Raw genomic sequence first — 26,025 nt, forward strand, 5'->3', positions numbered from 1 at the left:
GGTGTATTGTCATTAAACGGGTTAACATTTGTTATTACTTGAAGTATAAAAACGCAATCTATACTTATTCAATGTTTTATATTGAATCATGTAAAGTTTTAATACTATACATTTTGTCTTTATTCTACTATTTACAACTGTAAAATTGCTTTATTAGATTCTTTTCGTTACATTTGTAAACAGTCACTTTTCAAATAATAATTTACAATGGTAAACATCGATGATTTTGTAAAACGTCTTGAAATTATACTTGATTATTACAGCTTAAATGCTTCTGCCTTTGCTGATAAAATTGGTGTTCAAAGATCAAGTATGTCTCACCTGCTCTCTGGGAGAAATAAACCAAGTTTAGATTTTGTCATGAAAATCTTGGAGGTTTTTCCTGATGTAGATTTGTATTGGATTTTAAACGGACAGGGAAGTTTTCCTAAAATCGAAAAAGAAGAGGCTCTGAAAAGAAATGATACTGTTTCAGATTTTGTAAAACCCATTACTCCTATTTCTCCAAATGAAAATCTGATTGGTGTAGATTTATTTTCCAGCGTTAGTGATCCTGAAGAAATAAAACCTCAAAACAGAAATCCTGCAGAAATAAAAAAATCATATTTAAATCCCGATGAAGAGGAAATTGAAAAAATAGTCTTTTTTTACAAAAACGGAACCTTTAAGGTATATCATCCGTGATTTAAAAAATTGGCGTATTTGAAAATTTTTAAAAATAATTTCGATTTAAGGGATTCTCACGCCGTTGAAAAAATATTGAAAATTTACAACTCAACTCCGTTTTCAGGAATTTTACCTAAAACACCTTTATAGTGTTGTTTTAAAATTTGAAGATCTGCTTCGTAATTTCCGGTAGGAAAAAAAGGTTTTCCTAAATTGACTTCTTTTTTGCCCCAGTCAAATGCTACGGGAACAATTGGAACATTTGCTTTAAGTGCTATATAGTAAAAACCACTTTTAATTTCCTTTACTCCTTTTCGGGTTCCTTCAGGGGCTACTGCTAAACGAAAAACTTCTTTACGGTCAAAAATGGCTGCAATAGAATCAACTTTATTTAATCCGCCTGTACGATCGATGGGCTCACCGCCAACATTTCTAAAATAATATCCAAAGGGAAATTTGAATAATTCTTTTTTACCCACCCAGTTCATTTCCAGTCCTGAAATTCCGCGTGTAAAAATTCCTAAGTAAAAATCGTGATTACTCGTATGCGGCATAACCATTAAAATACATTTTTTTACTTCAGCATTCTCCAATCCTACTATTTTCCAGCCCATTAGCTTAAAAAAGATGAATTTATACAGTTGTTTCTTCATTAAAATTTATTTTTAAATGCAAAATAAAAGATTTAAAGTGGTATTTTTGAGTAAAAGCATTTAAAAATGATTCAAAAATTATTCAGTTATATTATTCCAATAAAAATATTTAAGAAAAAATCACAAAGAAGCAAAATGATTGAAGTTACCTGGAATAATGGCGAATTAGTCCTGGATTCTGAAAACACAAATTATTCTTACGGAAGCTTACAACGTATATTAAGATACGGACTTCGGAATATTGGTTATGAGGCTATTCTTCAAATGGATCATATTTTATTACTGGGAGTTGCAGGTGGAAGCGTGATCAAAACACTGGTTGATGAAATTGAATATAAAGGTAAGATTACAGGTGTTGAAATAGATCCGGATATGATCAAAATTGCAAATGAATATTTTAACCTTAATCAGATAAAACAACTTGAAGTTGTTATTGATGACGCTTTTGAATTTGTTTTAAAAACAAAAGAAAAATACGATTTAATCATTATTGACATTTTTGAAGATATCAAAATGCCTAACTTTTTGTTTGAAAGCTTTTTTAGCGGACGCGTTTGCTCTCTTTTAAATAATAAAGGTTTTGTTCTTTTCAACACGATGATTTTAGATGAAGCCCATAACGTTCGAAATAGAAAATATATTTCTGAAATAAACCCAAACTTATTTACTTCAAAAATGCTGCCCCGCATAGAAGTTCATAACGAATTAATAATTATAGAAAAAGTAGCCTAGATATGAAACCCCTTGCCTCTATTTTAAAAGCCTTGCCACCTGCTAAAGTAATTGATTCCAGTATTAATTTTGATCAGTACGTTCCTTTGGACTTATCGATTACGAATCAGGAATTAGTTAATTCTAAACCAGAAAATGCCGCAGAATTCGAACAATTTATTTCAGTATATTTAGAACGAAATAATGCTAACGTAGCCTATGGCGGTTATATTGAAGGAAGGACTTTGTACCAGCGAAGCACTATTTTTAAAAACGATTCAATTCCGGAGCGCAATATTCATATTGGTCTTGATTTATGGACAAAAGCAGAAACTGCTGTACTGGCTCCACTGGACGGAAAAGTGCACAGCTTTAAAAATAATGTCGGATTGGGAGATTACGGACCTACAATAATTTTAGAACATGAAATTGAAAATGAAATTTTTTATACTTTATACGGACATTTATCGTTAGAAAGTATAGAAAACCTTAGCGTTGGGACATTTTTTAGCAAAGGTGAAAAGATTGGGGCTTTAGGAAATTCAACTGTCAACGGAGATTATGCGCCCCATGTGCATTTTCAGATTATAAAAAATATTGAATCTTATTCTGGTGATTATCCCGGAGTCTGCAATACAAATGACCTGAACTTTTATATAGAAAACTGTCCTGACCCCAACTTATTATTAAAAATTACTTAAATAGTTATGAAGAAAGCAGGATTGATTATATGTTTGTTGTTGTTAATTGGATGTAAATCGAAAAACATAAGCAGAGACACTGAAGATTTAAAAATCAAGAAAGTTTCAGGCGCCGAAGTAAATGCCGGTCAACAGAAAAAAGCGTACGAATTAGGGAAACGGGTTTTAGAAACCTGTAATACATCAAAATTTAAACCTTTTAATGATACAGAAGTTACGCCCTCAGTTATGGAAAATACAACTGAAGAACGATTGACTAAAACGTGTCAGAGATTTAGGCAATATTACGGAAGTTTTATAGATTTAAAATTAGACGGGGTTTATAAATCTAAACAAGAAGTCATTTACCGTTATCGTGCCTTGTATACAAAAAAAGTAGCCAATAAAGAATTGCGCATTTTTGTGAACGGGGATAATTTGATTTCTGCCATAAAATCAATGGATTGGGATGAAAAATTTGACGCTAAACTAACCGAACAATAAAGTACAACTTATGAAAATAAAAATGCCACTCCTTTTATTACTGTTTATAACGACTTTTGCAAATGCACAGGAAACTATGAGTGTAAAAGGTTCTCAGCCGTTTCCGGCGACTCAGAATTATACATTTATTTGTGAAAAATATGCTTATACAGGTGAAGCAAATATTCAGATTGCAAAAACAGATAAAGGCGGTGTTTTAAAAATAACAATTGCTACTACAAACGATAAAACCAGAATTGCTGGTGGACTTTATGTCGATTTGGCTAATGCGGATGTAATTGCCTGTCTGGATAAAAATGTAAAAGAAACTGCAGATGGCAAAACCTCTTCATATTATTACTTTACTCCTGCTGAATTTGCAAAACTTAAAAAAACGGATATAAAAGGTATTCGATTTATAATTACAGGCGGGTCTAATACTTTTGGAGATCAGACCGGATATTTTACAGCCTCAAATAAAATGTCTTATTTTTCGACAGCATTCGATAAATCAAAAAAATCATTTGATACGGCTGCTGCAATTACCGCTTTATAATATATAGTTTAGTATAATAAATCTTATATTTATACTCTAATTTTCCAATTATATGAATCCTAACGAGGCTCTAATTACAAAATTCTATACCGCTTTTGCTAATGCTGATGCAAAAACCATGAGCGAATGTTATCATCCAAAAATTCATTTTATAGATCCTGCTTTTGGTTTACTTAAAGAAGAACAGGTTTCTCAAATGTGGGAAATGCTGATTCTAAAAAGCAAAGGCAAACTTAAAATCGAGTTTTCAAATGTTAAGGCAGATGATTTTACTGGTACTGCTAAATGGGTTGCCACTTATAATTTTAGCAAAACCAATAGAAATGTGATCAATAGAATTTCTGCTGAATTTGCTTTTCAGGACGGATTAATCATCAAGCATACAGATAGTTTTGATGTATGGAAATGGTCTAAACAGGCTTTTGGCGTAACAGGTTATTTATTAGGCTGGACCGGTTTTTTTCAAAGTAAAATTCAGGAACAGGCGTTATTGTCACTTAAAAAGTTTCAGGAATCCAAATAATTTGGTTAAATTAGAAATTCAAAAACTTCACATTAACTAAAAGATATTTTTAGTTCGTTTTTTCTATTTGCCTTCTTGAAAGAATTTGCTTTTTTGCTACTGCTCTTTGTTGTGTTAATCGTGTTTTAATTTTTGAATAACTATGAAAGAACTTATACACAAAAAATTAAATCAATTACAGGCAACAGCAATTTGTGGCAATGATATTAGTTCATCCTGTTTGTACGTTTCGGCATTGACTATTTTATATGCGGGCCAATATGCATGGATTTCTTTATTGATTGTGGCAGTTGTTTTGTATCTTTTTAGAAAAATTTATGGCGAAGTTGTTGGTGCGATTCCTCTAAACGGAGGCGCTTACAATGTTTTATTAAATACGTCAACCAAACGTTTAGCCTCTCTTGCCGCTACATTAACGGTTTTGTCTTATATGGCAACAGCAGTAATTTCGGCATCAGAAGGAATGCATTATCTACACGGAATCTTCGACGGATTAAATGTGACCATCGCTACAGTAATTGTTTTGGTTTTATTTACCGGACTTGCTATTTTAGGAATCGGTGAATCGGCATTTGTGGCTGTTATCATTTTCATTACCCATATTGCAACTTTAAGTTTACTTGTTTTAGCATCAATGTATTTTGTGTTCAATAATGGTTTAGATACTTTTCATGTCAATTGGCAAACTCCCATCGCTTACGGAAATATAAAAACAGCGCTCTTTCTCGGGTTTTCTACTGCTATGCTGGGCATCTCAGGTTTTGAAAGTTCTGCCAATTTTGTAGAAGAGCAAGAACAAGGCGTTTTCCCCAAGACACTACTAAACATGTGGGGAATTGTAAGCTTCTTCAATCCTGTAATTGCCATACTTTTAATAAGCGTTATTCCGTTGACCGAAGTGGGTGAGAATAAAGAATCTCTTCTGGCGCATTTAGGTCAGACAACTGGTGGGTCCTGGCTGGCATGGTTAATTTCTATTGATGCTGTTTTAGTTTTATGCGGAGCCGTTTTAACTTCATTTGTCGGGGTTTCGGGATTATTAAACCGAATGACATTAGACCGTATTTTGCCCAATTTCTTTTTAAAGCAAAACAAAAGAGGTTCTCATTATCGTATTGTGATCAGTTTTCTGGTTCTGTGTATTTCCGTATTATTTGCCACAAAAGGGCATTTAGAATCGTTGGCCGGAGTGTATACTTTTTCGTTTTTGGCAGTAATGGCGCTCTTTGGACTTGGTAATTTGTTATTAAAATTCAAACGCCGAAAACTACCAAGACCGGAACGTGCACGTGGTATTTCTGTCGTAATTGCAGTTTCATTTATTATTGCTGCTTTTATAGGAAACATGCAGCTTAATATCAATGCTTTTTACACCTTTTTAAAATATATGGTACCGTCTTTGATTTTTATCGGTATCATGTTAAATCGTGTTATTCTGATCAAACTTTTAATAGAAGCACTTGAATATTTTTATCAGCCACTACGCCGACTAGTGATTCTTAGCAATCGCTATTTACAAAAAATGAGTGTCGAGATCAATTCGCAGGAATTTGTTTTTTTTACCAAAGGCGACGATATTGCAATTCTGAACAAAGTTTTACAATATGTTCAGGGAAATGAAACTACTAAAAAACTTAAAATTGTTCACGTCAAAAATGACTCGTTAAGCAATGAGGCCCTGATTAAGGATCTTGAAGTTTTAGATCGTGCTTACGACGATATCGATATTGAATACCTTGAAATACAAGGTGTTTTTGGACCTGAAATTATCGATGAATTATCTCAAAAATGGAAAATTCCTAAAAACTTCATGTTTATAGGCTCACCCGGAAATAAATTCTCTTATCGCGTTTCTGACCTCGGAGGAGTGCGTTTGATTATGTAGTTTTTTTAGAAGCAGAAATAGTTGTTTTTTCAGTACCATTACTCCCGCTTTCCGTTATATCTTTTATGGCAAACCCTGCCATAAAAGGATATCACTGCAATCGGGGCTAGAGAAGAAATTTACATTTTCATAAAAAATAACAAACCCGACAGGTGTTTAAATCTGTCGGGGTTATATAGAAATTATTTTATGTAAAACGAGCTTTTTGTATTCTTCTTAAAACGTTGCGCACTTAGAAGTGAAGCTGATTACGCTTTAAACCAGCCCGCTACCAATTCATCTTCAAATGAATTTGCATTTTTATGGATAAACTCGTTTGTGTTTTTATTATAAGAATAATCTAAAGCCCAGTCCTGGTGATTTTTAGCCAAATCTTTAATGCTATCGCAAACAAAAGCAATCTCTTCGTCTGTAGTGGTTGGGTGAATAGACATTCTGATCCATCCCGGTTTTTTGATCAGGTCACCGATCGTAATTTCATCTACCAGCTTATTCGAAGTTTCCTGATCTACGTGTAATAAAAAATGCCCGTACGTTCCGGCGCAACTGCATCCTCCTCTGGTCTGGATTCCGAACTTATCATTCAATAATTTTACACCTAAATTAAAATGAAGGTTTTCGATAAAAAACGAAACCACACCCAAACGGTTCTTATGTTGTCCTGCCAGAATCTTAATGTTTTCAACAGGGTCTAATTGATCAAAAACATACGCTACAATTTCATGTTCACGTTGCAGGATGTTTTCAATTCCCATTTCTTCTTTTAGCTCAATCGCTAAAGCTGTTTTGATAACCTGAAGGAAACCAGGGGTTCCGCCATCTTCGCGATCCTCGATATTATCAATGTACTTATGTTCTCCCCAGGGATTTGTCCAGCTTACTGTTCCTCCACCCGGACAATCAGGAATCATATTATGGTATAATTTTTTATTAAAAATCAAAACACCGGAAGTTCCCGGCCCGCCAAGAAATTTATGAGGCGAAAAGAAAATAGCATCTAGGTACGCTTCAGGATCTTCCGGATGCATATCGATTTCTACATAAGGTCCTGAGCAGGCAAAATCCACAAAACAAACGCCGTGATGCTGGTGCATTAATTTTGCTGCTTCATGAAAAGGCGTTTTCAACCCCGTAACATTAGAACATGAAGTTATCGAGGCTATTTTGATGGTTCGGTCAGCATATTTTTCTAATAACAAGGCTAAATTATCCAGAGAAAAAAGGCCTTTTTCGCAGGAAGGAATAATTTCAACATCAGCAATCGTTTCTAACCAGGAAGTTTGATTTGAATGATGTTCCATGTGTGAAATAAAAACAATTGGCTTTTTTTCTGCAGGAACCGTGATAAAATCTTTTAGGTTTTCAGGAATTTTAAGTCCTAAAATACGCTGAAATTTATTGACCACTCCTGTCATTCCCGTTCCATCTGTAATCAAAACATCATCATTATTTGCATTAGTATGGCGTTTGATGATATTTCTGGCATGATGATACGCTTTTGTCATGGCAGTACCTGACACAGTCGTTTCAGTATGGGTATTCGCTACAAAAGGCCCGAATTCATTGAGAAGTTTCTCTTCAATCGGCCGGTATAGCCTTCCGCTGGCAGTCCAATCAGTATAAATAATCTGTTTTTTGCCGTATGGAGAGGTAAATTCCTGATCAATTCCAACAATATGCTGTCTAAAATCCTGAAAATAGGTTTCTAAAGTGATGGTATTATTTTTGCTATTCATTAGTGTGCCTGTGTTTGATTGCAAATATATTCCTTTTTTATAAAATTGCGAATTTATCAATTGTAAACTTCAAACTTTAAACAACCGATTATTATATTTAACTAAAAAGACTTTTTTTTAGCAAATTATCATAATATTCTATAGGATTAATAGGGCATGTAAACTTTAACGATGACATTTATGGGAAATTTATCAGTAGCCACTTTTGGTGGTGGATGTTTTTGGTGTGTAGAAGCTGTTATTCAGCGTTTAAAAGGAATTGAATCTGTAAAATCAGGATATTCCGGAGGTTTTATAAAAAATCCGCCTTATCGTGAGGTTTGCACCGGCAGGACTGGTCATGCTGAAGTGATACAGGTTACCTTTAATCCTGACATAATTTCATATCACGATCTAATCTTTATTTTCATGACAAGTCATGATCCAACTACTTTAAATCGTCAGGGAGCCGATAGCGGCACGCAATATCGTTCTGTTGTTTTATACCATGATGAAGAACAAAAGAAAATTGCCGGACAGGTTTTTGATGAAGTGAAAGCGTTTTACGATGATCCCATTGTTACTGAACTGACTTCTTTTGAAGTGTTCTACGAAGCCGAAGAAGATCATCAAAATTACTACAACAACAATCAGGAAGCACGTTACTGCCAGATTGTAATTGATCCGAAAGTGCAAAAACTAAAAAAGATGTACGCGGATAAGTTAGTTGGTTAAATAAAGTTTTGTCACAGGTTAAAAGGGTTAAAAAAGATTTTTTCTCTTTTACTTCTTATCTGGCAGGGATTTATAAAAAATCATTTCAATCTGTGTAATCTGTGGCAAAAAAATAAAACTCAAATGAAAAATCTAAAAATAAATAATCGATTTACCGCTGAATTACCTGCAGATCCCAGCGAACTAAATGAAGTTCGTCCTGTTTCGAATGCGCTTTTCTCTTATGTAAATCCAACAAAGCCTTCAAATCCTAAACTGATCCATGCTTCTGAAAAAGTAGCGGAACAGGTTGGAATTTCGAAAGAAGAAATTCGATCTGAAGCATTTTTGAATACTTTTTCAGGAAAAGAAGTGCTTCCGGAAACACGCCCTTATGCGATGTGTTATGCCGGACATCAATTTGGAAATTGGGCCGGGCAATTAGGTGATGGCCGCGCCATTAATCTAACAGAAGTTGAGCACAATAATGCCTTTTTTACACTTCAGTTAAAAGGTGCGGGAAAAACACCTTATTCGAGAACCGCTGATGGTCTGGCTGTTTTGCGTTCTTCTGTCAGAGAATATCTTTGCGCTGAGGCCATGTATGCTTTGGGAGTTCCTACTACCCGATCGCTTTCTTTAATGTTGTCCGGTGATCAGGTTTTACGCGATATTTTGTATAACGGAAATCCTGCTTACGAAAAAGGGGCGATTGTTTGCCGTGTTGCGCCATCGTTTATTCGTTTTGGAAGTTTTGAAATGCTGACTGCCAGAAATGAACTTAAAAACTTAAAGCAATTTGTAGAATATACCATCAAACACTATTTTCCGGAAATTAAAGGCGAACCAAAAGCACAATACTTAGCGTTCTTTAAAACCGTTGCAGATAAAACCCGCGAAATGATTTTGCATTGGCAACGGGTAGGTTTTGTGCATGGCGTTATGAATACTGATAATATGTCGATCCACGGAATCACAATTGACTACGGTCCTTACGGATGGTTGGAAAATTATGACCCAGACTGGACGCCAAATACTACAGACAGTCAAAACAGACGATATCGTTTTGGCAATCAGCCTCAAATTGCACAATGGAATTTGTATCAACTGGCAAATGCAATCTATCCTTTAATTAATGAAGCTAAGCCTCTGGAAGATATACTGGAATCTTTTATCTCAGATTTCAATGCAGATTATAAAATAATGTTTTTAAGTAAATTAGGTTTGTTTACTTCAACTGAAACTGATGATAAAATAAGTACTGCTTTAGAAGCAGTTTTACCATTATCAGAAACTGATATGACAATCTTTTTTAGAAATTTGGCTCAAATTCAAAAGTCAGATACAGTTGAAAAAGCAATAGAAAGAATAAAAGATTCATTTTATATTCCTGAAGAAATTTCAGGAGATATTCTGGATTCCTGGAAAAAATGGTTTGTAGTCTATCTCGAAAGGCTGAATACTGAAAGTTTATCCGATGAAAATCGTTCTGAGAAAATGAACGCCGTAAATCCTAAATATGTGTTGCGAAATTATATGGCGCAATTAGCCATAGATGCCGCAGATCAGGAAGATTATTCTTTAATCGATGAATTACATACCCTGTTGCAAAAGCCGTATGATGAACAGCCTGAGTATGAGAAATGGTTTGCAAAACGACCTGACTGGGCTAGATCTAAAGTAGGATGTTCTATGCTTTCTTGTAGTTCTTAATATAGTTTTGCCATGAATTTCACGAATTCGTTATTGTTATTTTAGATAATGAATCCATGAAATTCGTGGCACCCTTTTACTTAGAAGTAATATAATCGACAATCATATGAGCATGAATGCGGGAATTTTCTATAAACCATTTATGGGTTTGCATTCCGCCACAAACAACGCCTGCCAAAAATAAGCCTTCAACATTTGTTTCCATAGTTTCCGGATTATAAGTTGGCGTTTTTAGCTCATCTTCAGACAATTGAATTCCCATTTTCTCCAGAAAAGTTAAGTCCGGTTTGTAGCCTGTTAAGGCGAGAACAAAATCATTTTCGATGGTTATTTTACCATTTGGCGTTTCTATAACCACCTCATTTTCCTGAATTTCAGTAATATTCGATTCAAAATAGGCTGTAATGCTTCCTTCGGCAATTCTGTTTTCTATATCCGGTTTTACCCAATATTTTACGCGGCTATTGATTTCGTTTTTTCGAATAACCATAGTCACGTTTGCCCCTTTTCTCCAACATTCCAAAGCAGCATCAACAGATGAATTATTAGCCCCTACCACCAAAACATTTCTAAAGGCATATTCGTGTGCTTCCTTGTAATAATGGCGCACTTTAGTTAATTCTTCTCCTTTTACATGCATCTTAATCGGAATATCATAAAAGCCTGTGGCAATAATGACCTTTTTTGACTCATAAACAGTTTTATCAGTGGTAATCTTAAAAACAGCATTTTCTAATTTCTGGACCTGTGTTACTTTTTCAAACAGGTGAATGGAGAAATTAAAATAACGGTGAATGTTTCTGTAGTATTCTAATGCTTCCTGACGTCCCGGTTTTGGAGCTAGACAATTAAATGGAATATCCCCAATTTCAAGTCTTTCGGCCGTTGAGAAAAAAGTCATGTACAATGGATAGTTGAAAATGCTATTTACGATAGCGCCTTTTTCTATAATAAGATACTTTAAATTTTTCTTTTGAGCTTCAATTGCACAAGCCAGACCTATTGGCCCGCCCCCGACAATTATTAAATCGTAGTCCTTCATATCTTTTATTTCTCCCACTCTTTAAAAGGATTTTTGCTCAAATAGGCATTGTAATATCTGGGGTCATTTGTTACTTCTTCTCCTAACCATTCGGGTTTTTCAAAGGGTTCTGTTTCAGATTCCAATTCTATTTCAGCCATAACTAAGCCTTCATTTTCTCCATAAAACTCATCAACTTCAAAAATGTGCTTTCCTGATTTTATTTCAAAACGTGTTTTTTCTATTTTGCCTTTTTCGCACAATTTGAGCAGTTCCTGTGCTTCGTCCAGCGGTATTTCATTTTCCCACTCAAAACGCGACATTCCGCCCTGCTGCCCTATTCCTTTTATGGTTATAAAGCCTTTTTTTCCTTTGATCCTAACCCGAACGGTTCTTTCAGGAACAGCACTTAGATATCCCTGAGCTATATTATTTTGGGTAAAAGCTTGTTTCTTAAAATCGTCTGATTTTACCAGAAACTTTCTTTCTATTTCGAGCATTTTGAAGTTTAAATTTAATTTTTATGCAAGTTACTCAATTTAATTTGGCCAGAGAATCGAAATTTGATAATCATTAACAGGGATCCTTGCTTTTATAACACACTCATAATTAACGATATAACTTTAAAATAACGACTAATTAATGCATTATGTATTTATTTTTTTGTTAAATTTGATAGAATCTTAACTCCATTACTTATGTCTAAAAAAGCACTTTATCTCTTAGGCATTGCAATAACAATTATTTTAGGTACGTTTTTGTATGTGAAATTTTGTTGCAATTGTACTATAAAAACGCCTGTGACTGATACTGAAAAAGTATCGGTAGTTGTGGCTGAGGACGCTCTTTTTGTCCCTTTTATTCTTAATGGTTCGGGAATTGATTATCATACCCATGATAATATCAAGTTCCTTAAAAACAGTTTTACGGTACTTTTGCCTGTTAGTGATTCTGTGTCAATTGGTGTTGAAAATCTTAAAACATTTTTAATTGCAAATCCCAAGCAAAAAGTAACCATAACAGGTTATGCGACTTCTGATGAAACCAATTCCTCTACTTTTGAAAATCTGGGACTTGCGAGGGCAGATGAGATCAAAAAATATTTAGTATCTAAAGGTTTATCTGCTTCTCAGTTTAATACAAAAGGCGAAGTTACCGACAAATGGAAAAAAGAAGCCGATACTATTTTAGGGCCGGCTGATTATAAATTTGAAGCATTAGAGGCTGCTCCGGCTGTAAAAGATGAATGGGTTATTTTGAAAGATAAAATCAATGGCGATCCTTTAATTCTTCATTTTAATACCAATAAATCAAGTGATCAGCTGAGTGATGCCGAGAAGCAAAAAGTCACCGATTTGGTTAAATATATGAACCATGTTAAAGATGCCGTTATTTTGGCTGTCGGGCATAGTGATAATGTTGGAAACCGGGATGCTAATCTTGTTCTTGGACAAAAACGTGCAGAATTTTCTAAAAAGTATTTGTCTAAAAACGGTATTGAAAACAGCCGCATTACAACCGAATCCAAAGGTCCTGACGAACCAATTGGGGAAAATACTACTGCCGAAGGGAAGGCCAGCAATAGAAGAACCGTTATAACAATTAAATAATTAATCAAAAATATACTATTATGAATATACCTTGTATCTTAATACCTGCGTTAGTGGGATTAATCTGTGGAATTTTGGGTTACTTACTGGGAAAAATGAATTCAAAAGGAGACGATTCCCTTGCCTTGTCTTTACAAGCTGATTTAGATGCCTGTAAAGCTAATACGAGGAATTTAAATACTAAGATTGCCTCATTAGAAGCTGAGTTGGCTGCTAAAGCTAAAATACAGGCAACTGCCCCGCAATCTTTTACATCAAATGTAACACCCGCTTTACTATTTGATAGTGCATTGGCTGCAACTGTTTTTGGTAAAAAAATAAAAGAAGATGACTTAAAAATTGTGGAAGGTATCGGCCCTAAAATAGAGGCTTTGTTCCATGATGCCGGAATTACTACCTGGAAAACACTATCTGAAACTCCAACAGAAAAATTACAATCTATTCTGGATTCGGGAGGAGAAAATTATGCCATTCACAATCCGAGTACCTGGGCAAAACAAGCATTGCTGGCTTATGAGGGGAAATGGCAGGAATTGAAAGACTGGCAACAAGGATTACTTGGAGGAAAAGAGTAAAGAATAGATTCAAAGGTTTTAGAAGGTACAAATTTGCAAAGGTATAAAGTCTTTGCAGCTTTGTACCTTTTCACTTTAAATTTTCAATCTTTGCAACTTTGAATCTTTGCAACTTTGAACCTTTCCAACTTTGAACCTTTGTTACTTTGAACCTTTGCAACTTTGAGCCTTTAAAAAATTGAATTCCATTTTACAGCTTTATTGTACCATAATTGTCCTTGTGAAACTTCAAGTGGGCAATCGATGTTATTGGTGTAAAGTGCTCCGGTTCCTAAACCCTGAGGCATTTTTGAGTCTTGCAGAAAAGTCCATTGTGCAATAGCGTTAAGTCCTATATTGCTTTCTAATGCCGATGTGATCCACCAGCCTATATTGTATTTTTCGGCTAAAGTAATCCATTCCTGAGTTCCTCTGAACCCGCCTACAAAACTTGGTTTCAGAATAATATATTGTGGCCTTATTTTTTGAAGTAGCCTTTCTTTTTCTTCTAAAGAAAATACGCCAATTAACTCTTCGTCTAATGCGATTGGAAAAGGAGTGGCTTCACATAAAGCTTTCATCGCTTCAATATTTCCTTTTTTTATTGGCTGCTCAATACTATGAAGCTGAAATTGATTTAATTGAATTAGTTTATCTAAAGCTTCATTTAAAGCAAAAGCGCCGTTTGCATCTACTCTGATTTCGATTTGTCCGGCAGAAAAATGTGTTCGGATAAAATGTAATAACTCTAATTCTTTTTCAAAATCTATTGCACCAATTTTAAGTTTGATACAATTGAACCCATCAGCCAATTTTTCTTCAATTTGTTGTTTCATGAAAGAAGCTTCTCCCATCCAGACTAAACCATTTATGACAATTGATTTTACAGTATTGGTAAAATCTGAAGGAAATAATAGAAATGGATTTTGACTTTTTAAGGATAAAAAAGCCATTTCGATCCCAAACTGAATAGACGGAAATTCTAAAAGAGTTTCCCAAAGTGCTTTTTCTCCCAAATGGATATTCTCGCATGTCCATTGCAATTTTTCTTCATAATCTGCCCTGTCGTCTGCACTTAAACCGCGAAGGATTCCGCATTCGCCTATTCCTTTTTTGCCCTCTTCTTCAAGGACAATAAACCAGGTTTCTTTTTCGGTCATAACGCCTCTGGAAGTTCCGGAAGGGCGTTTGAACTCCAACATGTATTGATGGTAAGTTGCTTTCATGTTTTTTTAAACCAGATCAGTACTAGTTATATAGCTTTAAAACTCTTTCGAAGTCTTTTGATGGTAATCCTGCTTTTTGAAAAATAATAAAGTCTTGTTGTGTTTTTTCCTTCCAGCTCAGGCTGTCGGTAACATTTTGAGTTTGATATTTTTTATAGATTGCTTTTGCTTCACTATAATCATCGTTTACCAAATAAACATGGGCCAAATTTAGTTTTACCAATAATTCAGTGTCATCTAATTTCTCGCCTTCTTTCAAAAATTTAATTGCTTTAGCATACTGCTTCGTTAAAATATAGCAATAACCAATGGAACTGTAATCTAATGCTGTTGCCTTTCCGTCGTTGATAATAGTATTCAATTTAGGAATTGCTTCGTTGTATTTTTGAAGTTTTATTAAAGCAGAAGCCTGAATTCTGAGGTCATTGTAAACGTTCTTAGAAATATCAGCATCTTTATAGCAGGTATTTCCAAAATCCTTGTACACTTTAGTTTTTTCTATAGGCAATAATTTCTGAAACTCGGCATAGCGATATTGCTTCATGATTTTATTGAGGATGCAAACACAAAAATCATCAGAATTGGCCATTTTTTGAGCCATAGTCGACGTTTTGCAAAGACTTATGATTTCATTTTTGTTGTCCTGATTCCAGCCACGATTTAATTTTGTATCTACCCAGGGCACTACTTCTAAAACTACTTTTTGATTCAAAACCCAGTTTTTACTGTGAATACCAAACCAGATTGTATTTATATTTTGCCCTAAACAAGACGATTTATCAAGAGATAATCTTTTTGCATCTTTGCTTACGGGATCTTCCTGAGCATAACAGGCTTTATCCGTTTTACCATCATCGATGTATTTTTTTGCATTTTCGGCCGAAGTAAAAAGGGCGTATGTACAAGTGTCGTCACCGGAAATTTTAGACATGATAAAAACAGCGCCGGCTGATCCCTGGCTGATTCCGGTTGGATCCGGAATTGATTTTAAAACAGAAACTAAACTGTTTGTCATTTCCTGATTTTCATCTAAAAGTGTAATTCTGTAGACAATTTCAGTGGTTCCAACAGGTAAATCTTCTGTTTTTAAACTAATTCGATCACGTGCAGAAACAATAATTTCTTTTGTTGTAGCACGTTCTTTGTCCCAATAACCGTCTCTTTGTGCAAAAGCGGTATACGAAACTGTAAGTAAAAGAAATAGAGTAAATCTTTTTAAATTCATTTTAGAAATTTTATTTTAAATATCCCGTACAAATTTCAAGCCTAATTTTTTAGTATTTCCTTAATCCTTTTTTCTGCTTCTTCTTTCGTAATTCCTTCATAATAATCTTTTACAAAAGGATGATCAAAATCTTTATGAGGGAAAATTTCCGGTCTGTCGTTCCCGCTTTTAGTGACAACTGTTGTTGGAATACTTTCTGCAAATTGATATTGCGGAATATAATTGGAAAGCCAGCCAAAATATTGGGTTTCATGATTTTCGTTATCAAAGTTTTCGAGATAATCTTTGAAACTTTTTTCGCTTAATGATACCCAGAAACCATATTCGAGATCTTCACAATGATCATTTACTTTTTGAATGAAGACACACCTGACAAATCGGTCAACATGATCATTAGGATGTTTTATTACACAAAAATCTTCATCGATAACTGCAATTTCTTCTTTTTCCTGAGGCGAAAGATTGTTATAAATGCCCGGAGAATTATAGCCTATTGCCGGCCAGCTTTCATGCTCTTCACCGCAGCACGCACAAATAAATTTAGTGATAGTATCCATAAAAACTTTTCTTATGAAAATTAATGTATTAGCCCCGATAGAAGCGGCATCCTTTTGTGGCGGGGTTCGCCACAAAAGATACAGCGGATAGCGGGAAACAGCTTCTTAAAATTCGAATATTAGAAATCCCAATTCCAAAATGCCTAATCTGTAAATTACAATTCTATTGATTCTCCGATTTCAAGGAGCATTAAATCTTTTCCTTTGTCAAAAAACTTGCGAATAGCTTCTTCATGGTCAATTTTGATGTAACCAAAAGTATCGAAATGGTAACCGAGAATTTTGTCACATTCTACAAAATCAGAAGCTATTATTGCATCTTCAACATCCATTGTGAAATTGTTTCCTATTGGAAGAATCACCAGGTCCAGTTCTGTTCTCAAAGGAATTAGCTTCATATCCATTGTAAGTGCTGTATCACCTGCAATGTAGATGTTTTTATGTTCGCCTTCGATTACAAAACCTCCCGGATTTCCACCGTAACTTCCGTCAGGAAAAGAGCTGGAATGAATTGCAGTTACATATTTTACTTTTCCAAAATCAAAACTCCAGCTTCCACCGTGATTCATTGGGTGTGCGTTAAAGCCTCTTTTTGCGTAATAGCTTGTAATTTCTGCATTCGAAACAATTACTGCGTTCGTGCGGGTTGCAATAGCTTCAACATCCAGCACATGGTCTCCATGAGCGTGTGTAAGCAAAATATAATCGGCTTTTAATGTTTCTATGTCGATTGCTTCGGCTAGTGGATTTCCTGTTATAAAAGGATCCACAATGATATGTTTCCCTCCTACTTCTATGCCTAATGACGCGTGTCCGTAAAATGTAATTTTCATCTTGATACGTTTTTAAAGTTGAACTTTGTTTTATCTTCCGCCCAGGAAAAGATTAACGATAATGTCTGAAATTAATGAAATCATGCATACTGTTAATAATATGGAAAGCAAGAATGTGCTTAGTGCCAGTTTTTTTAATTCGGGATCTAAAAGCTTAGGATCCTGATTTTTATAAACAGTAATTAAATGTTTGGTTAAAGGAATATATGCTAATAAAAACAGATACTGATCAAAATTGTAATCGCTTAAAATGGCAAAAACAACTACAGATACCATAGCCGTAATAATCAATGTGAAATGATAAATTTTAGCTTTTGGACCTCCTATTTGTACTACAATTGTATTTTTTCCTGATTTTTTGTCTGATTCTTCGTCACGCATATTGTTTAGGTTTAGAACGCCAACACTTAGCAGACCAATGGCAACCGCAGGTAAAATCAATAGTGGATCTATTTCTTTAGAATATAAAAAGTTAACCCCCAATGTACTCACCAGTCCGAAGAAAACAAAAACAAATACATCTCCAAATCCTTTATATCCATAAGCTGAATTTCCAACTGTATAACGAATGGCCGATGCAATTGCTGCTATTCCAAGCAAAAGAAAAAAGATGGAATATCCAAAATTGGATTCTCCAAATGCAAAGTAAATTAAAATTATAGCTGATAATAAAGTCAATACTGATGTAATAATGATTGCTTTTTTCATAGCCTGAGGCGTGATAACACCGCTCTGAATGGCGCGCTTTGGCCCTATTCGGTCTTCGTTATCAGTACCTTTTACTCCGTCTCCGTAATCATTGGCAAAATTGGATAAAATCTGTAACCCTAATGTTGTTAATAAAGCAAAACCAAATATTTTCCAGCTAAATACTTCTGTTGGCGTGTTAATTGTTTCTGTTGGGTTTGATAGCGCATAAATACTTCCTACTATAATTCCCGAAACTGATAAAGGCAATGTGCGCAATCTGGCGGCTTCAATCCAATGTTTCATTTTAAATTTAGTTTTTTTAGTTTAAGGTTTAAAGTTTCAGGTTAAGAACCTGAAACTTTAAACTATTTTTATAACTTCTTTACGGAAGCCATTTGTTCTCTCCAAAGTTTGGTTTTCTTTTCTCTAAAAAGGCATTTCTTCCTTCTTTTGCTTCTTCGGTCATATAGGCTAAACGGGTTGCTTCTCCGGCGAAAACTTGTTGTCCTACCATTCCGTCATCTGTTAAATTCATAGCGAATTTCAGCATTTTTATAGAAGTTGGCGATTTTTGAAGAATTTCCTGAGCCCATTCGTACGCTGTGTCTTCTAACTCATCATGAGGAATAACTGCATTTACCATTCCCATGTCCATTGCTTCCTGAGCGGAATAGTTTCTTCCTAAAAAGAAAATTTCACGTGCTTTTTTCTGCCCTACCATTTTAGCGAGGTAAGCAGATCCGTAACCACCATCAAAACTGGTTACATCAGCATCTGTTTGTTTAAAAATAGCGTGTTCTTTACTCGCCAGTGTCATGTCACAGACTACATGTAAACTGTGTCCGCCGCCAACTGCCCAACCCGGAACAACTGCAATAACAACTTTTGGCATAAACCGGATTAAACGCTGAACCTCTAAGATGTTTAAACGATGTTGTCCGTCTTCGCCCACATATCCCTGATGTCCGCGGGCATTTTGATCACCTCCGCTGCAAAAAGAATAAACACCGTCTTTAGTAGATGGCCCCTCGGCAGAAAGTAAAACAACTCCTATTGAGGTGTCTTCTTGTGCGTCATAAAAAGCCTGGTACAATTCTGAAGTTGTTTTAGGGCGAAAAGCATTTCTAACATTTGGTCTGTTAAAAGCGATTCTGGCAACTCCGTTACATTTTTTATACGTTATATCTTCGAATTCTCTGGCAGTAATCCAATCCATTTCTATTTGTTTATTTTAAAAATTTATAGTGTAAAAATAAACCATTTTTTACATTTTTACCTACTCTATTTGCTTTAAGTCTGTGAGAAAATAACTTCTAATGTTAACAATTGGCACTCCCTTACAAAAAATAACATTTTTTAACATTAGTTTCAAAAAATAATAAGTAATTTTACATCCTAGAAATCAATGAGATACATTTTATTTTATCGATTTTGGATTGATTTTCTTTCACTGATTTATTAACCTAAAAAATGATTTTTTTGAGAAAATTTAAAAAATTTGTCGCTCATTTTTTTACGGTTTTTATTCATAAGCCCCTGATTAATGAGCAAATGATTTATTCGTTTGTTGAAACTTCAAAAAGGAGACAGTAACACCTAAGGTTAAACGCTGGAATTGTTTAGTAATTAGTATAAAATTGATTACGAAAAGAGGAAAAAATGCTAACTAAACTTTCTATAAGTTATTTTATCAAACCAAATGGACTAGCCGTGAAATTGAATTTTTGATTTTAATATGAATGTATAAATTGTTTAAAGACATACCGATTCAGAAAGTAGTTTCTAAAATTCATAAAGCTATTATTTTTTGAATGGATTCGAATAATTTTATTTCTGTTTTTTTTTAATTACAATTTTTTTTAAAACTAGAATAAAAAGGGAAAGGCTGCTTGTAATGAGCAGCCTTTCCTGTTATAATTATATAAAATCCAATATTTTAAAGAAATCTTTAATTCCCCTGTACCAGGTAAATCCCGTCGTCTTTAATTTCTATTAGTTTGTCTTTGTATAAAGCTCCAATGGCTTTTTTGAAGGTCTTTTTGCTCATTTTTAAAACAGTTTTGATATCTTCAGGATGCGAACTGTCGTTTAAACGTAAAAAACCGCGATTGGCTCTTAATTCATCCAGTATTTTTTCTGCATTTGGCTCAATACTCTGGTATCCCTGAACTTGCAGTGCCACATCTATTTTATTATCAGGACGGATATTTTTTATATAACCACGCATTCTGTCTCCGGTTCTTATTGCGTCATCGTATACTTCATCTTTGTACAACAACCCTTTGTGTTGTTCGTTGATGATCACGTTGATTCCTAATTCGGTAATATGAGAAACGATCAAATCAACTTCTTCTCCTTTTTCAACCGTAAGCTGATCATTGTTTAAAAATTGGTTCAATTTACTTGAAGCTACCAGACGATTGGTCTTTTCATCCATATAAAGGTAAACTAAATAGCGTTTTCCTTTTTCCATCGGGCGGGCTTGTTCTTTAAACGGCACCAGAATGTCTTTTTCCATTCCCCAATCCATAAAAGCGCCTACCTGATTAATATAATTTACTCTTAAAAGGGCAAATTCATTCAATAAGATATAAGGTTCAAGTGTAGTGGCAACCGGACGCTGTTCGTGGTCCAGATAAACAAAAACAACAAGTTCTTCGCCTATTTCAAATTCATTAGGAACGTATTTGTTTGGTAATAAAATGTCGTGAATTCCTTCCGGGTCTTTTTCAGGATTTCCTAAAAATAAACCAACTTTGGTATCACGTAATATAGTTAGGGTATTGTATTTTCCTATTTCAATCATATTCTTGAGATTCTAAGCTATAAAGTAGCTGAGTTTTTAAAGTGCAAATGTACGAAGTTTGAAAATGGTACGGTGAAAATGTTTTAAATAAAAAAGTAATGCCTCTCATTTCCCGGTTTGACATATTTTTAATTAAATTTGAGAATCCGAAATTAATCTCAAATCAATGAAAAAGACCTTATTTTATTCCGTTTTTACCTTTCTGTTTTTTACACAGATGTCAATTTCCCAGGTTGTTGAAGATCCTGAAATAAAAAAAATGATTACCGAAATTAAAGCTGAAAATCTGGAGGCTACGGTTCGAAAATTAGTTTCTTTTGGTACGAGGCATACTTTAAGTGATACTAAAAGCAAAACAAAAGGAATTGGGGCTGCTCAGCAATGGGTGAAATCTGAGTTTGACAAATTTGCATTGGAATCAAATGGAAGGTTAAGTTCTGTAATTGATTATTTTGACGTTAAAGCCGATGGAAAGCGAATCAATAAAGACAGCCAGCTTGGAAATGTGATGGCTACTTTAAAAGGAACGGATCCCAATGACAATCGTATACTTATTATAAGCGGACATCTGGATTCCAGGGTTTCTGATGTGATGAATATAAAATCTGACGCACCCGGCGCAAATGACGATGGATCCGGAGTGGCTGCCGTAATAGAATTGGCCAAAGTAATGAGCAAACGATCTTTTCCGGCAACCATTATTTTTGTTGCTGTTGTTGGTGAAGAGCAAGGCTTAATTGGTGCGCGACATCTTGCAGAATACGCCAAAGAATCGAATTGGAATATCGTTGCAATGCTAAACAATGACATGATTGGAAACAGTTTATCCAGCGGAACGAATCTAAGAGATAATACACAAATCAGGGTTTTTAGCGAAACTATTCCGTTTCTGGAAACAGAAGATGAAGCTAAAATGCGTAAAGCGACAAGTCGTGATAACGATAGTCCCTCGAGATTACTGGCCCGTTATATAAAAACGGTTACAGAACAATATGTTGACCAGCTTAAAGTGAAATTGGTTTACCGAAACGATCGTTTTTTACGTGGCGGTGATCATACTCCGTTCAGTCAAAACGGATTCACAGCAGTTCGTTTTTGTGAGATGAATGAAAATTTTGATCATCAACATCAGGATTTAAGAACAGAAAATAATATTAAATACGGTGATTTGGTTGAATTCATGGATTTTGATTACCTAAGAAAAAATGTATGTTCTAATTTAGCGACTCTGGCTAATTTGGCATGGTCGCCAAAAGCTCCCGTGAATGTGGGAATCGAAGTAAAACAGCTTTCCAATTCTTCGGCACTGGCCTGGAGTGCGCCTGAAGGAACAGCGCCATACGGTTATCAGATTTTGATGAGAGAAACTTCTTCTTCTCAATGGGAAAAAACTTTTTTTGTCAAAGAAACCAAAGCTGAGATACCTTATTCCAAAGACAATTACTTTTTTGCTGTTCAGGCTGTCGATGCTTTAGGACATGCCAGTTTACCTGTATTTCCTATTCCTATTAAATAATTATAAAACAATAAAAGCGCCTCAATGGGCGCTTTTATTGTTTAAGTAGAGACTATAACTAAATCAGTTCTTTAAAATATTGTTTTAGAACAACATCATTTTCAAAAGTTGGGGTAAAAATTTCTAAAATTGCTGGTTCGTCATTTGTTGCATAAAGATCCTCAATACTTTTTGCTAATGAATCTTCATCAGAAGCCGACAGGTAATTCATTTTGTACATTTTAGCTAAATGCTCGGCTGTTAAATGATGAGAGGTTTCAAAATAAGTATTAAATACCGGTTTTTCTTCGTGTCCGGGCAAAATCCTGAAAATTCCTCCTCCTCCATTATTGATTAAAATAATTTTAAAGTTTTTTGGAACATACGCATTCCACAATGCGTTACTATCATATAAAAAGCTGATGTCCCCGGTAATAAAAACAGTTTGTTTTCCGCTGCCTACTGAAGCTCCAATGGCTGTTGATGTGCTCCCGTCAATTCCGCTGGTTCCACGATTGCAAAAAACCTCAATCGATTCATCAATATCAATCAGTTGTGCATATCGAATTGCAGAACTGTTGCTAATTTGCAACTGACTGTTTACAGGTAAAGTTTCGATTACTTTCTCAAAAACTTTAAAATCCGAAAAAGAAATTTTATCCAGATATTCTTGTCTTCTTATTTTTCGTAAATCGTAAATTTCATTGATAATTGAAAAGTAGCTGCTCGCTGCAAAAGTAGTCTTAGTCAATAAATCAGTGAAAAAATCATTGGGCTGCATCACAAAATGCTGCGTTAAAGCCCCAAAAGTATCATAAGCACGTAAAGTATCAATATGCCAGTGTTCTTTTGGTTTGTATTTTCTCAGGAAAGCTTTTATTCTTTTAGACACAATCATACCTCCAAAAGTGATCAGGATTTCAGGCTGAAAAGCTTTAAAATCAATCTCTTCAAAGGGGGTAATTAAAGTATCAATACTATTAATAAAATTAGGATGGTGTAAGTTGGAAGTGGTTTCTGTCAGGACTACTATTGACGGATCATTGGCAAGATTTTCGATTACTTCCTGATCAATAGAATTTGCTTCATTTACTCCTACTACAATTAATTTCTTTTTGGCCGAATTCCAAACTGAAACAAAATCAGCGATATTTTCAATGATTTTAGTTCCGATGATTTCTTCTGAATGGGTAATTTTTGATGTTACCGAAAGGGTTTCGACAGTTTCGTATAAAGGTTCTTCAAAAGGGGCGTTAATATGAACCGGCCCTTTTTGAAGGATCGCTGTTTCGATCGCTTTATTGATTTTTAAATCATTTTCAACAGAAGCTTCTTCTACTAAATTAGCATTAAAAACAGCATGGTTCCGAAAAACATTTTCCTGGCGAATGGTTTGTCCGTCACCAATATCAATCTTGCTTTGCGGACGATCAGCCGAAATCACAATTAACGGAATCTGACTGTAAAATGCTTCGGCTACAGCCGGATAATAATTTAATAATGCTGATCCGGAAGTGCAGACAATTGCAGTTGGCAATTTGGTTTGTTGTGCAATACCCAAGGCAAAAAAAGCAGCGCAACGTTCATCTGCAATGCTGTAACACTTAAAGTTTGGATTTTGTGCAAATCCAATTGTTAAAGGTGCGTTTCTTGATCCCGGAGAAATGATAATATTAGTGATTCCTTTTGCTGAACAAATTTCGATAATGCTTTGTGCAAGCGCTATTTTGGGGTAAATCATTATAATGGCGTATTACTATTTTGAAAGGAATCCAAAGGCTCAGATTTCTTTTTTTTGATACTACAAAGTTACGAACTTCGGGTTGGATTTAACTTATAAATAGGAAGATATTAAGGCTGGTTTTTAGAAAAAGGAGATATATTTGTAAAAGCGATTTTTTAATAAAACTAAACTCTGTATGCGTTTCTTATATACATTACTCCTATTTATCACATTACAGGCCATACATGCACAAAATCAGTTTGTTCCGGATGATGTGCCTTATAAAACGGCTTTAGAAAATGCTAAAACGCAGGGAAAACCTCTTTTTGTAATGCTGTATGCCGATTGGTGCCCGCATTGTAACCAAATGAAAAAAGAAGTTTTTAGTGATCCTGTCGTAATGGATTTTTTAAAGAAGAATTATGTGTGTTCCTGGAAAAATATTGAAAAAGAAGAAGGAATTGCGCTTAGGGACAAATACAATACCAAATCATTACCTACTTTTTTGTTTATAGATCCTGCCAATGAAACGCTTTTGTATGCTTTAAAAGGGGAATCAAAGAAAGAAGAGTTTATGACAGAAGTTAATTATGCGCTGAATCCTAAAATGCAGTTGCCGTACCTAGAGAAACAGTTTCTGGCCGACCCAAGTGATGCCAATAAATTTTTCACCTATCTTAATACTTTAAAAAAAGGAAAAGACAGAACCGATTTGTCAATCCCGACCCATATTTATCTTAATACACAATCTGATGCCCAGCTAGTAAGCGAAACCAACTGGCGCGTTATTGCTAATGGAGTTACAGATATCAAATCAAGGGAATTTCAATATGTTTTAAACCATCAGAAAGAGTTTGCTGCTGTAGCATCTCAAAATCGTGTCGATCGTAAGATAGAAAGTATTGTTTCAGAATTACTCCGTCCGTATGTTGACAATTTAGACACCATAAACTACTATAAGCAAAGAGAAATTGCAAAATCTATTCGATTGCAGAAAACAGATTCCTTAGTTTTTAAATTTGATTTGACCCTGGCCGAAAGAACAGAAAAATGGCAATTTTATAAAAAAATTACGCTTGAAAACACTGAAAAATTAGCCTGGAATGACGCAAGTTTCTTAAAAGATATCGGGCAAACGTATTTAAAACACATTTCAGATACAGAGAGTTTAAAAAAATCTATTCTTTGGGTCGGGCATGCTATAGAATTAAATAATTCCTATGATGGAAATCTTCTTTTGGCCAGACTTTATAATAAAATAAAGGATAAAAAATCAGCGCTGAAGTATGCCAAAGATGCCAAAACTATTGGTACTGAAATGACCTGGAGTACCAAAGACGCTGATGCTTTGTTAGCAGAACTCAACAGCAAATAACCTAAAAAAACACCACTAAATATCATGAACCTAACGCTTAGACCTGCAACAGTAGAGGATTTGGAAAAAATCCTTGAAATTGTAAACCACTCGATTTTACATACAACCGCAAATTATAGTTACGAAATTCAGACTATTGAAGTACAAACCAAGTGGTTTGAAGACAAAACAGCCAAAAATCTGCCTATTGTTGTTGCTGATTTAGATGGCGAAGTTGTTGGGTTTGGAAGTTATGGGCAATTCCGTGAAAAAATTGGTTATCAGTATACAGTCGAGCATTCTGTTTATGTGATCGATAACGTAATTGGAAAAGGTATTGGGTCTAAATTGTTAACAGAATTAATTCGTTTGGCCAAAGAACAAGGTTATCATGTTATGATTGGCGCTATAGATGCTGATAATGCGGGAAGCATTGCCTTTCATGAACGTTTTGGCTTTGTAGCCACCGGAACCATTCGTGAGGTTGGTTATAAGTTTGATCATTGGCTTGATTTGGTTTTCATGCAATTGATATTAAAGTAAAATAACAACAGATCAATAAGGATTCAACATAGTTAAATTAATGATTTACATGAATTTAAGTTTTTTCTTTATTGAAATCTATACAATTA

At 34.7% G+C, this 26,025-nt stretch carries 26 protein-coding genes; 14 read left to right on the plus strand and 12 right to left on the minus strand.

Annotated elements, in window-relative coordinates; all coding sequences use genetic code 11:
* Positions 1 to 207: 207 nt before the first annotated feature.
* On the plus strand, positions 208 to 684 hold the full coding sequence (locus ACHRWY_RS02915; RefSeq protein ID WP_395352326.1) for a helix-turn-helix domain-containing protein: 477 nt from the start codon (positions 208 to 210) through the stop codon (positions 682 to 684).
* Between the two features lie 83 nt (positions 685 to 767).
* Here the strand turns inward: ACHRWY_RS02915 and ACHRWY_RS02920 are convergent, their stop codons facing one another.
* Positions 768 to 1,319, minus strand: a complete 552-nt coding sequence (locus ACHRWY_RS02920) for a 1-acyl-sn-glycerol-3-phosphate acyltransferase (protein ID WP_395352328.1) — start codon at positions 1,317 to 1,319, stop codon at positions 768 to 770.
* 66 nt (positions 1,320 to 1,385) lie between these two features.
* On the opposite strand from ACHRWY_RS02920, the gene ACHRWY_RS02925 reads away from it, so the two are divergent.
* The 6 genes from ACHRWY_RS02925 (at position 1,386) to ACHRWY_RS02950 (ending at position 6,157) form a co-directional block, all read left to right on the plus strand.
* A complete protein-coding gene (locus ACHRWY_RS02925; RefSeq protein WP_395352330.1) occupies positions 1,386 to 2,051 on the plus strand; it encodes a spermidine synthase in 666 nt (221 codons plus the stop codon).
* Between the two features lie 2 nt (positions 2,052 to 2,053).
* Entirely contained in the window at positions 2,054 to 2,731 is a 678-nt protein-coding gene (locus ACHRWY_RS02930) for a peptidoglycan DD-metalloendopeptidase family protein (RefSeq protein ID WP_395352332.1), read from the plus strand.
* A 6-nt stretch (positions 2,732 to 2,737) separates the two neighbouring features.
* Complete coding sequence (locus ACHRWY_RS02935; protein ID WP_395352333.1) at positions 2,738 to 3,214, plus strand: hypothetical protein; 477 nt, start codon at positions 2,738 to 2,740, stop codon at positions 3,212 to 3,214.
* Positions 3,215 to 3,224: 10 nt separating this feature from the next.
* Positions 3,225 to 3,749, plus strand: coding sequence for a hypothetical protein (locus ACHRWY_RS02940; protein ID WP_395352335.1), 525 nt, complete (start codon positions 3,225 to 3,227; stop codon positions 3,747 to 3,749).
* Positions 3,750 to 3,801: 52 nt separating this feature from the next.
* On the plus strand, positions 3,802 to 4,272 hold the full coding sequence (locus tag ACHRWY_RS02945) for a nuclear transport factor 2 family protein (protein ID WP_395352337.1): 471 nt from the start codon (positions 3,802 to 3,804) through the stop codon (positions 4,270 to 4,272).
* Positions 4,273 to 4,414: 142 nt separating this feature from the next.
* The gene (locus ACHRWY_RS02950) at positions 4,415 to 6,157 is read left to right on the plus strand and encodes an APC family permease (RefSeq protein ID WP_395352339.1); all 1,743 of its coding nucleotides are present in this window, start codon (positions 4,415 to 4,417) and stop codon (positions 6,155 to 6,157) included.
* Positions 6,158 to 6,405: 248 nt separating this feature from the next.
* Here the strand turns inward: ACHRWY_RS02950 and ACHRWY_RS02955 are convergent, their stop codons facing one another.
* Positions 6,406 to 7,893 carry an aminotransferase class V-fold PLP-dependent enzyme gene (locus ACHRWY_RS02955; protein ID WP_395352341.1) on the minus strand — a complete coding sequence of 496 codons (1,488 nt, stop codon included), beginning with the start codon at positions 7,891 to 7,893 and terminating at the stop codon, positions 6,406 to 6,408.
* A gap of 180 nt (positions 7,894 to 8,073) precedes the next feature.
* On the opposite strand from ACHRWY_RS02955, the gene msrA reads away from it, so the two are divergent.
* Together msrA and ACHRWY_RS02965 are read left to right on the plus strand one after the other, a co-directional pair.
* On the plus strand, positions 8,074 to 8,607 hold the full coding sequence (msrA, locus tag ACHRWY_RS02960; RefSeq protein WP_395352343.1) for a peptide-methionine (S)-S-oxide reductase MsrA: 534 nt from the start codon (positions 8,074 to 8,076) through the stop codon (positions 8,605 to 8,607).
* Between the two features lie 123 nt (positions 8,608 to 8,730).
* Positions 8,731 to 10,299 carry a YdiU family protein gene (locus ACHRWY_RS02965; RefSeq protein WP_395352344.1) on the plus strand — a complete coding sequence of 523 codons (1,569 nt, stop codon included), beginning with the start codon at positions 8,731 to 8,733 and terminating at the stop codon, positions 10,297 to 10,299.
* A gap of 76 nt (positions 10,300 to 10,375) precedes the next feature.
* Here ACHRWY_RS02965 and ACHRWY_RS02970 read toward each other — a convergent pair whose 3' ends face one another.
* Together ACHRWY_RS02970 and ACHRWY_RS02975 are read right to left on the minus strand one after the other, a co-directional pair.
* Positions 10,376 to 11,341: a YpdA family putative bacillithiol disulfide reductase gene (locus ACHRWY_RS02970; protein WP_395352501.1), complete on the minus strand. Its 966-nt coding sequence runs from the start codon at positions 11,339 to 11,341 to the stop codon at positions 10,376 to 10,378.
* 5 nt (positions 11,342 to 11,346) lie between these two features.
* Entirely contained in the window at positions 11,347 to 11,820 is a 474-nt protein-coding gene (locus ACHRWY_RS02975; RefSeq protein ID WP_395352345.1) for a CYTH domain-containing protein, read from the minus strand.
* A gap of 198 nt (positions 11,821 to 12,018) precedes the next feature.
* Between ACHRWY_RS02975 and ACHRWY_RS02980 the strand changes: the two genes are divergently transcribed.
* Both ACHRWY_RS02980 and ACHRWY_RS02985 read left to right on the plus strand, forming a co-directional pair.
* Positions 12,019 to 12,930, plus strand: a complete 912-nt coding sequence (locus ACHRWY_RS02980; RefSeq protein WP_395352347.1) for an OmpA family protein — start codon at positions 12,019 to 12,021, stop codon at positions 12,928 to 12,930.
* A 20-nt stretch (positions 12,931 to 12,950) separates the two neighbouring features.
* Positions 12,951 to 13,505 carry a hypothetical protein gene (locus ACHRWY_RS02985; protein ID WP_395352349.1) on the plus strand — a complete coding sequence of 185 codons (555 nt, stop codon included), beginning with the start codon at positions 12,951 to 12,953 and terminating at the stop codon, positions 13,503 to 13,505.
* 170 nt (positions 13,506 to 13,675) lie between these two features.
* Here the strand turns inward: ACHRWY_RS02985 and ACHRWY_RS02990 are convergent, their stop codons facing one another.
* From ACHRWY_RS02990 to ACHRWY_RS03020, 7 genes are all read right to left on the minus strand, one after another.
* A complete protein-coding gene (locus ACHRWY_RS02990) occupies positions 13,676 to 14,710 on the minus strand; it encodes an o-succinylbenzoate synthase (protein ID WP_395352351.1) in 1,035 nt (344 codons plus the stop codon).
* 22 nt (positions 14,711 to 14,732) lie between these two features.
* On the minus strand, positions 14,733 to 15,935 hold the full coding sequence (locus ACHRWY_RS02995; RefSeq protein ID WP_395352353.1) for a tetratricopeptide repeat protein: 1,203 nt from the start codon (positions 15,933 to 15,935) through the stop codon (positions 14,733 to 14,735).
* 41 nt (positions 15,936 to 15,976) lie between these two features.
* Entirely contained in the window at positions 15,977 to 16,492 is a 516-nt protein-coding gene (locus ACHRWY_RS03000) for a DUF2199 domain-containing protein (protein ID WP_395352355.1), read from the minus strand.
* 155 nt (positions 16,493 to 16,647) lie between these two features.
* Complete coding sequence (locus ACHRWY_RS03005; protein ID WP_395352357.1) at positions 16,648 to 17,325, minus strand: metal-dependent hydrolase; 678 nt, start codon at positions 17,323 to 17,325, stop codon at positions 16,648 to 16,650.
* Positions 17,326 to 17,355: 30 nt separating this feature from the next.
* A complete protein-coding gene (gene menA / locus ACHRWY_RS03010; protein ID WP_395352359.1) occupies positions 17,356 to 18,318 on the minus strand; it encodes a 1,4-dihydroxy-2-naphthoate octaprenyltransferase in 963 nt (320 codons plus the stop codon).
* A 79-nt stretch (positions 18,319 to 18,397) separates the two neighbouring features.
* On the minus strand, positions 18,398 to 19,231 hold the full coding sequence (locus ACHRWY_RS03015; protein WP_035681238.1) for a 1,4-dihydroxy-2-naphthoyl-CoA synthase: 834 nt from the start codon (positions 19,229 to 19,231) through the stop codon (positions 18,398 to 18,400).
* A gap of 732 nt (positions 19,232 to 19,963) precedes the next feature.
* The gene (locus ACHRWY_RS03020) at positions 19,964 to 20,821 is read right to left on the minus strand and encodes a S1 RNA-binding domain-containing protein (RefSeq protein WP_395352361.1); all 858 of its coding nucleotides are present in this window, start codon (positions 20,819 to 20,821) and stop codon (positions 19,964 to 19,966) included.
* A gap of 166 nt (positions 20,822 to 20,987) precedes the next feature.
* Between ACHRWY_RS03020 and ACHRWY_RS03025 the strand changes: the two genes are divergently transcribed.
* On the plus strand, positions 20,988 to 22,337 hold the full coding sequence (locus ACHRWY_RS03025) for a M28 family metallopeptidase (RefSeq protein ID WP_395352363.1): 1,350 nt from the start codon (positions 20,988 to 20,990) through the stop codon (positions 22,335 to 22,337).
* 58 nt (positions 22,338 to 22,395) lie between these two features.
* Here ACHRWY_RS03025 and menD read toward each other — a convergent pair whose 3' ends face one another.
* Complete coding sequence (gene menD, locus ACHRWY_RS03030) at positions 22,396 to 24,057, minus strand: 2-succinyl-5-enolpyruvyl-6-hydroxy-3-cyclohexene-1-carboxylic-acid synthase (protein ID WP_395352364.1); 1,662 nt, start codon at positions 24,055 to 24,057, stop codon at positions 22,396 to 22,398.
* 178 nt (positions 24,058 to 24,235) lie between these two features.
* Here menD and ACHRWY_RS03035 point away from each other — a divergent pair, with 178 nt between their 5' ends.
* Positions 24,236 to 25,414: a thioredoxin family protein gene (locus ACHRWY_RS03035; RefSeq protein WP_395352366.1), complete on the plus strand. Its 1,179-nt coding sequence runs from the start codon at positions 24,236 to 24,238 to the stop codon at positions 25,412 to 25,414.
* Between the two features lie 24 nt (positions 25,415 to 25,438).
* Positions 25,439 to 25,936, plus strand: a complete 498-nt coding sequence (locus ACHRWY_RS03040; RefSeq protein ID WP_395352368.1) for a GNAT family N-acetyltransferase — start codon at positions 25,439 to 25,441, stop codon at positions 25,934 to 25,936.
* Positions 25,937 to 26,025 lie beyond the last annotated feature (89 nt).

The sequence above is a fragment of the Flavobacterium sp. FlaQc-48 genome, from assembly GCF_044007335.1.
Lineage (GTDB): Bacteria > Bacteroidota > Bacteroidia > Flavobacteriales > Flavobacteriaceae > Flavobacterium.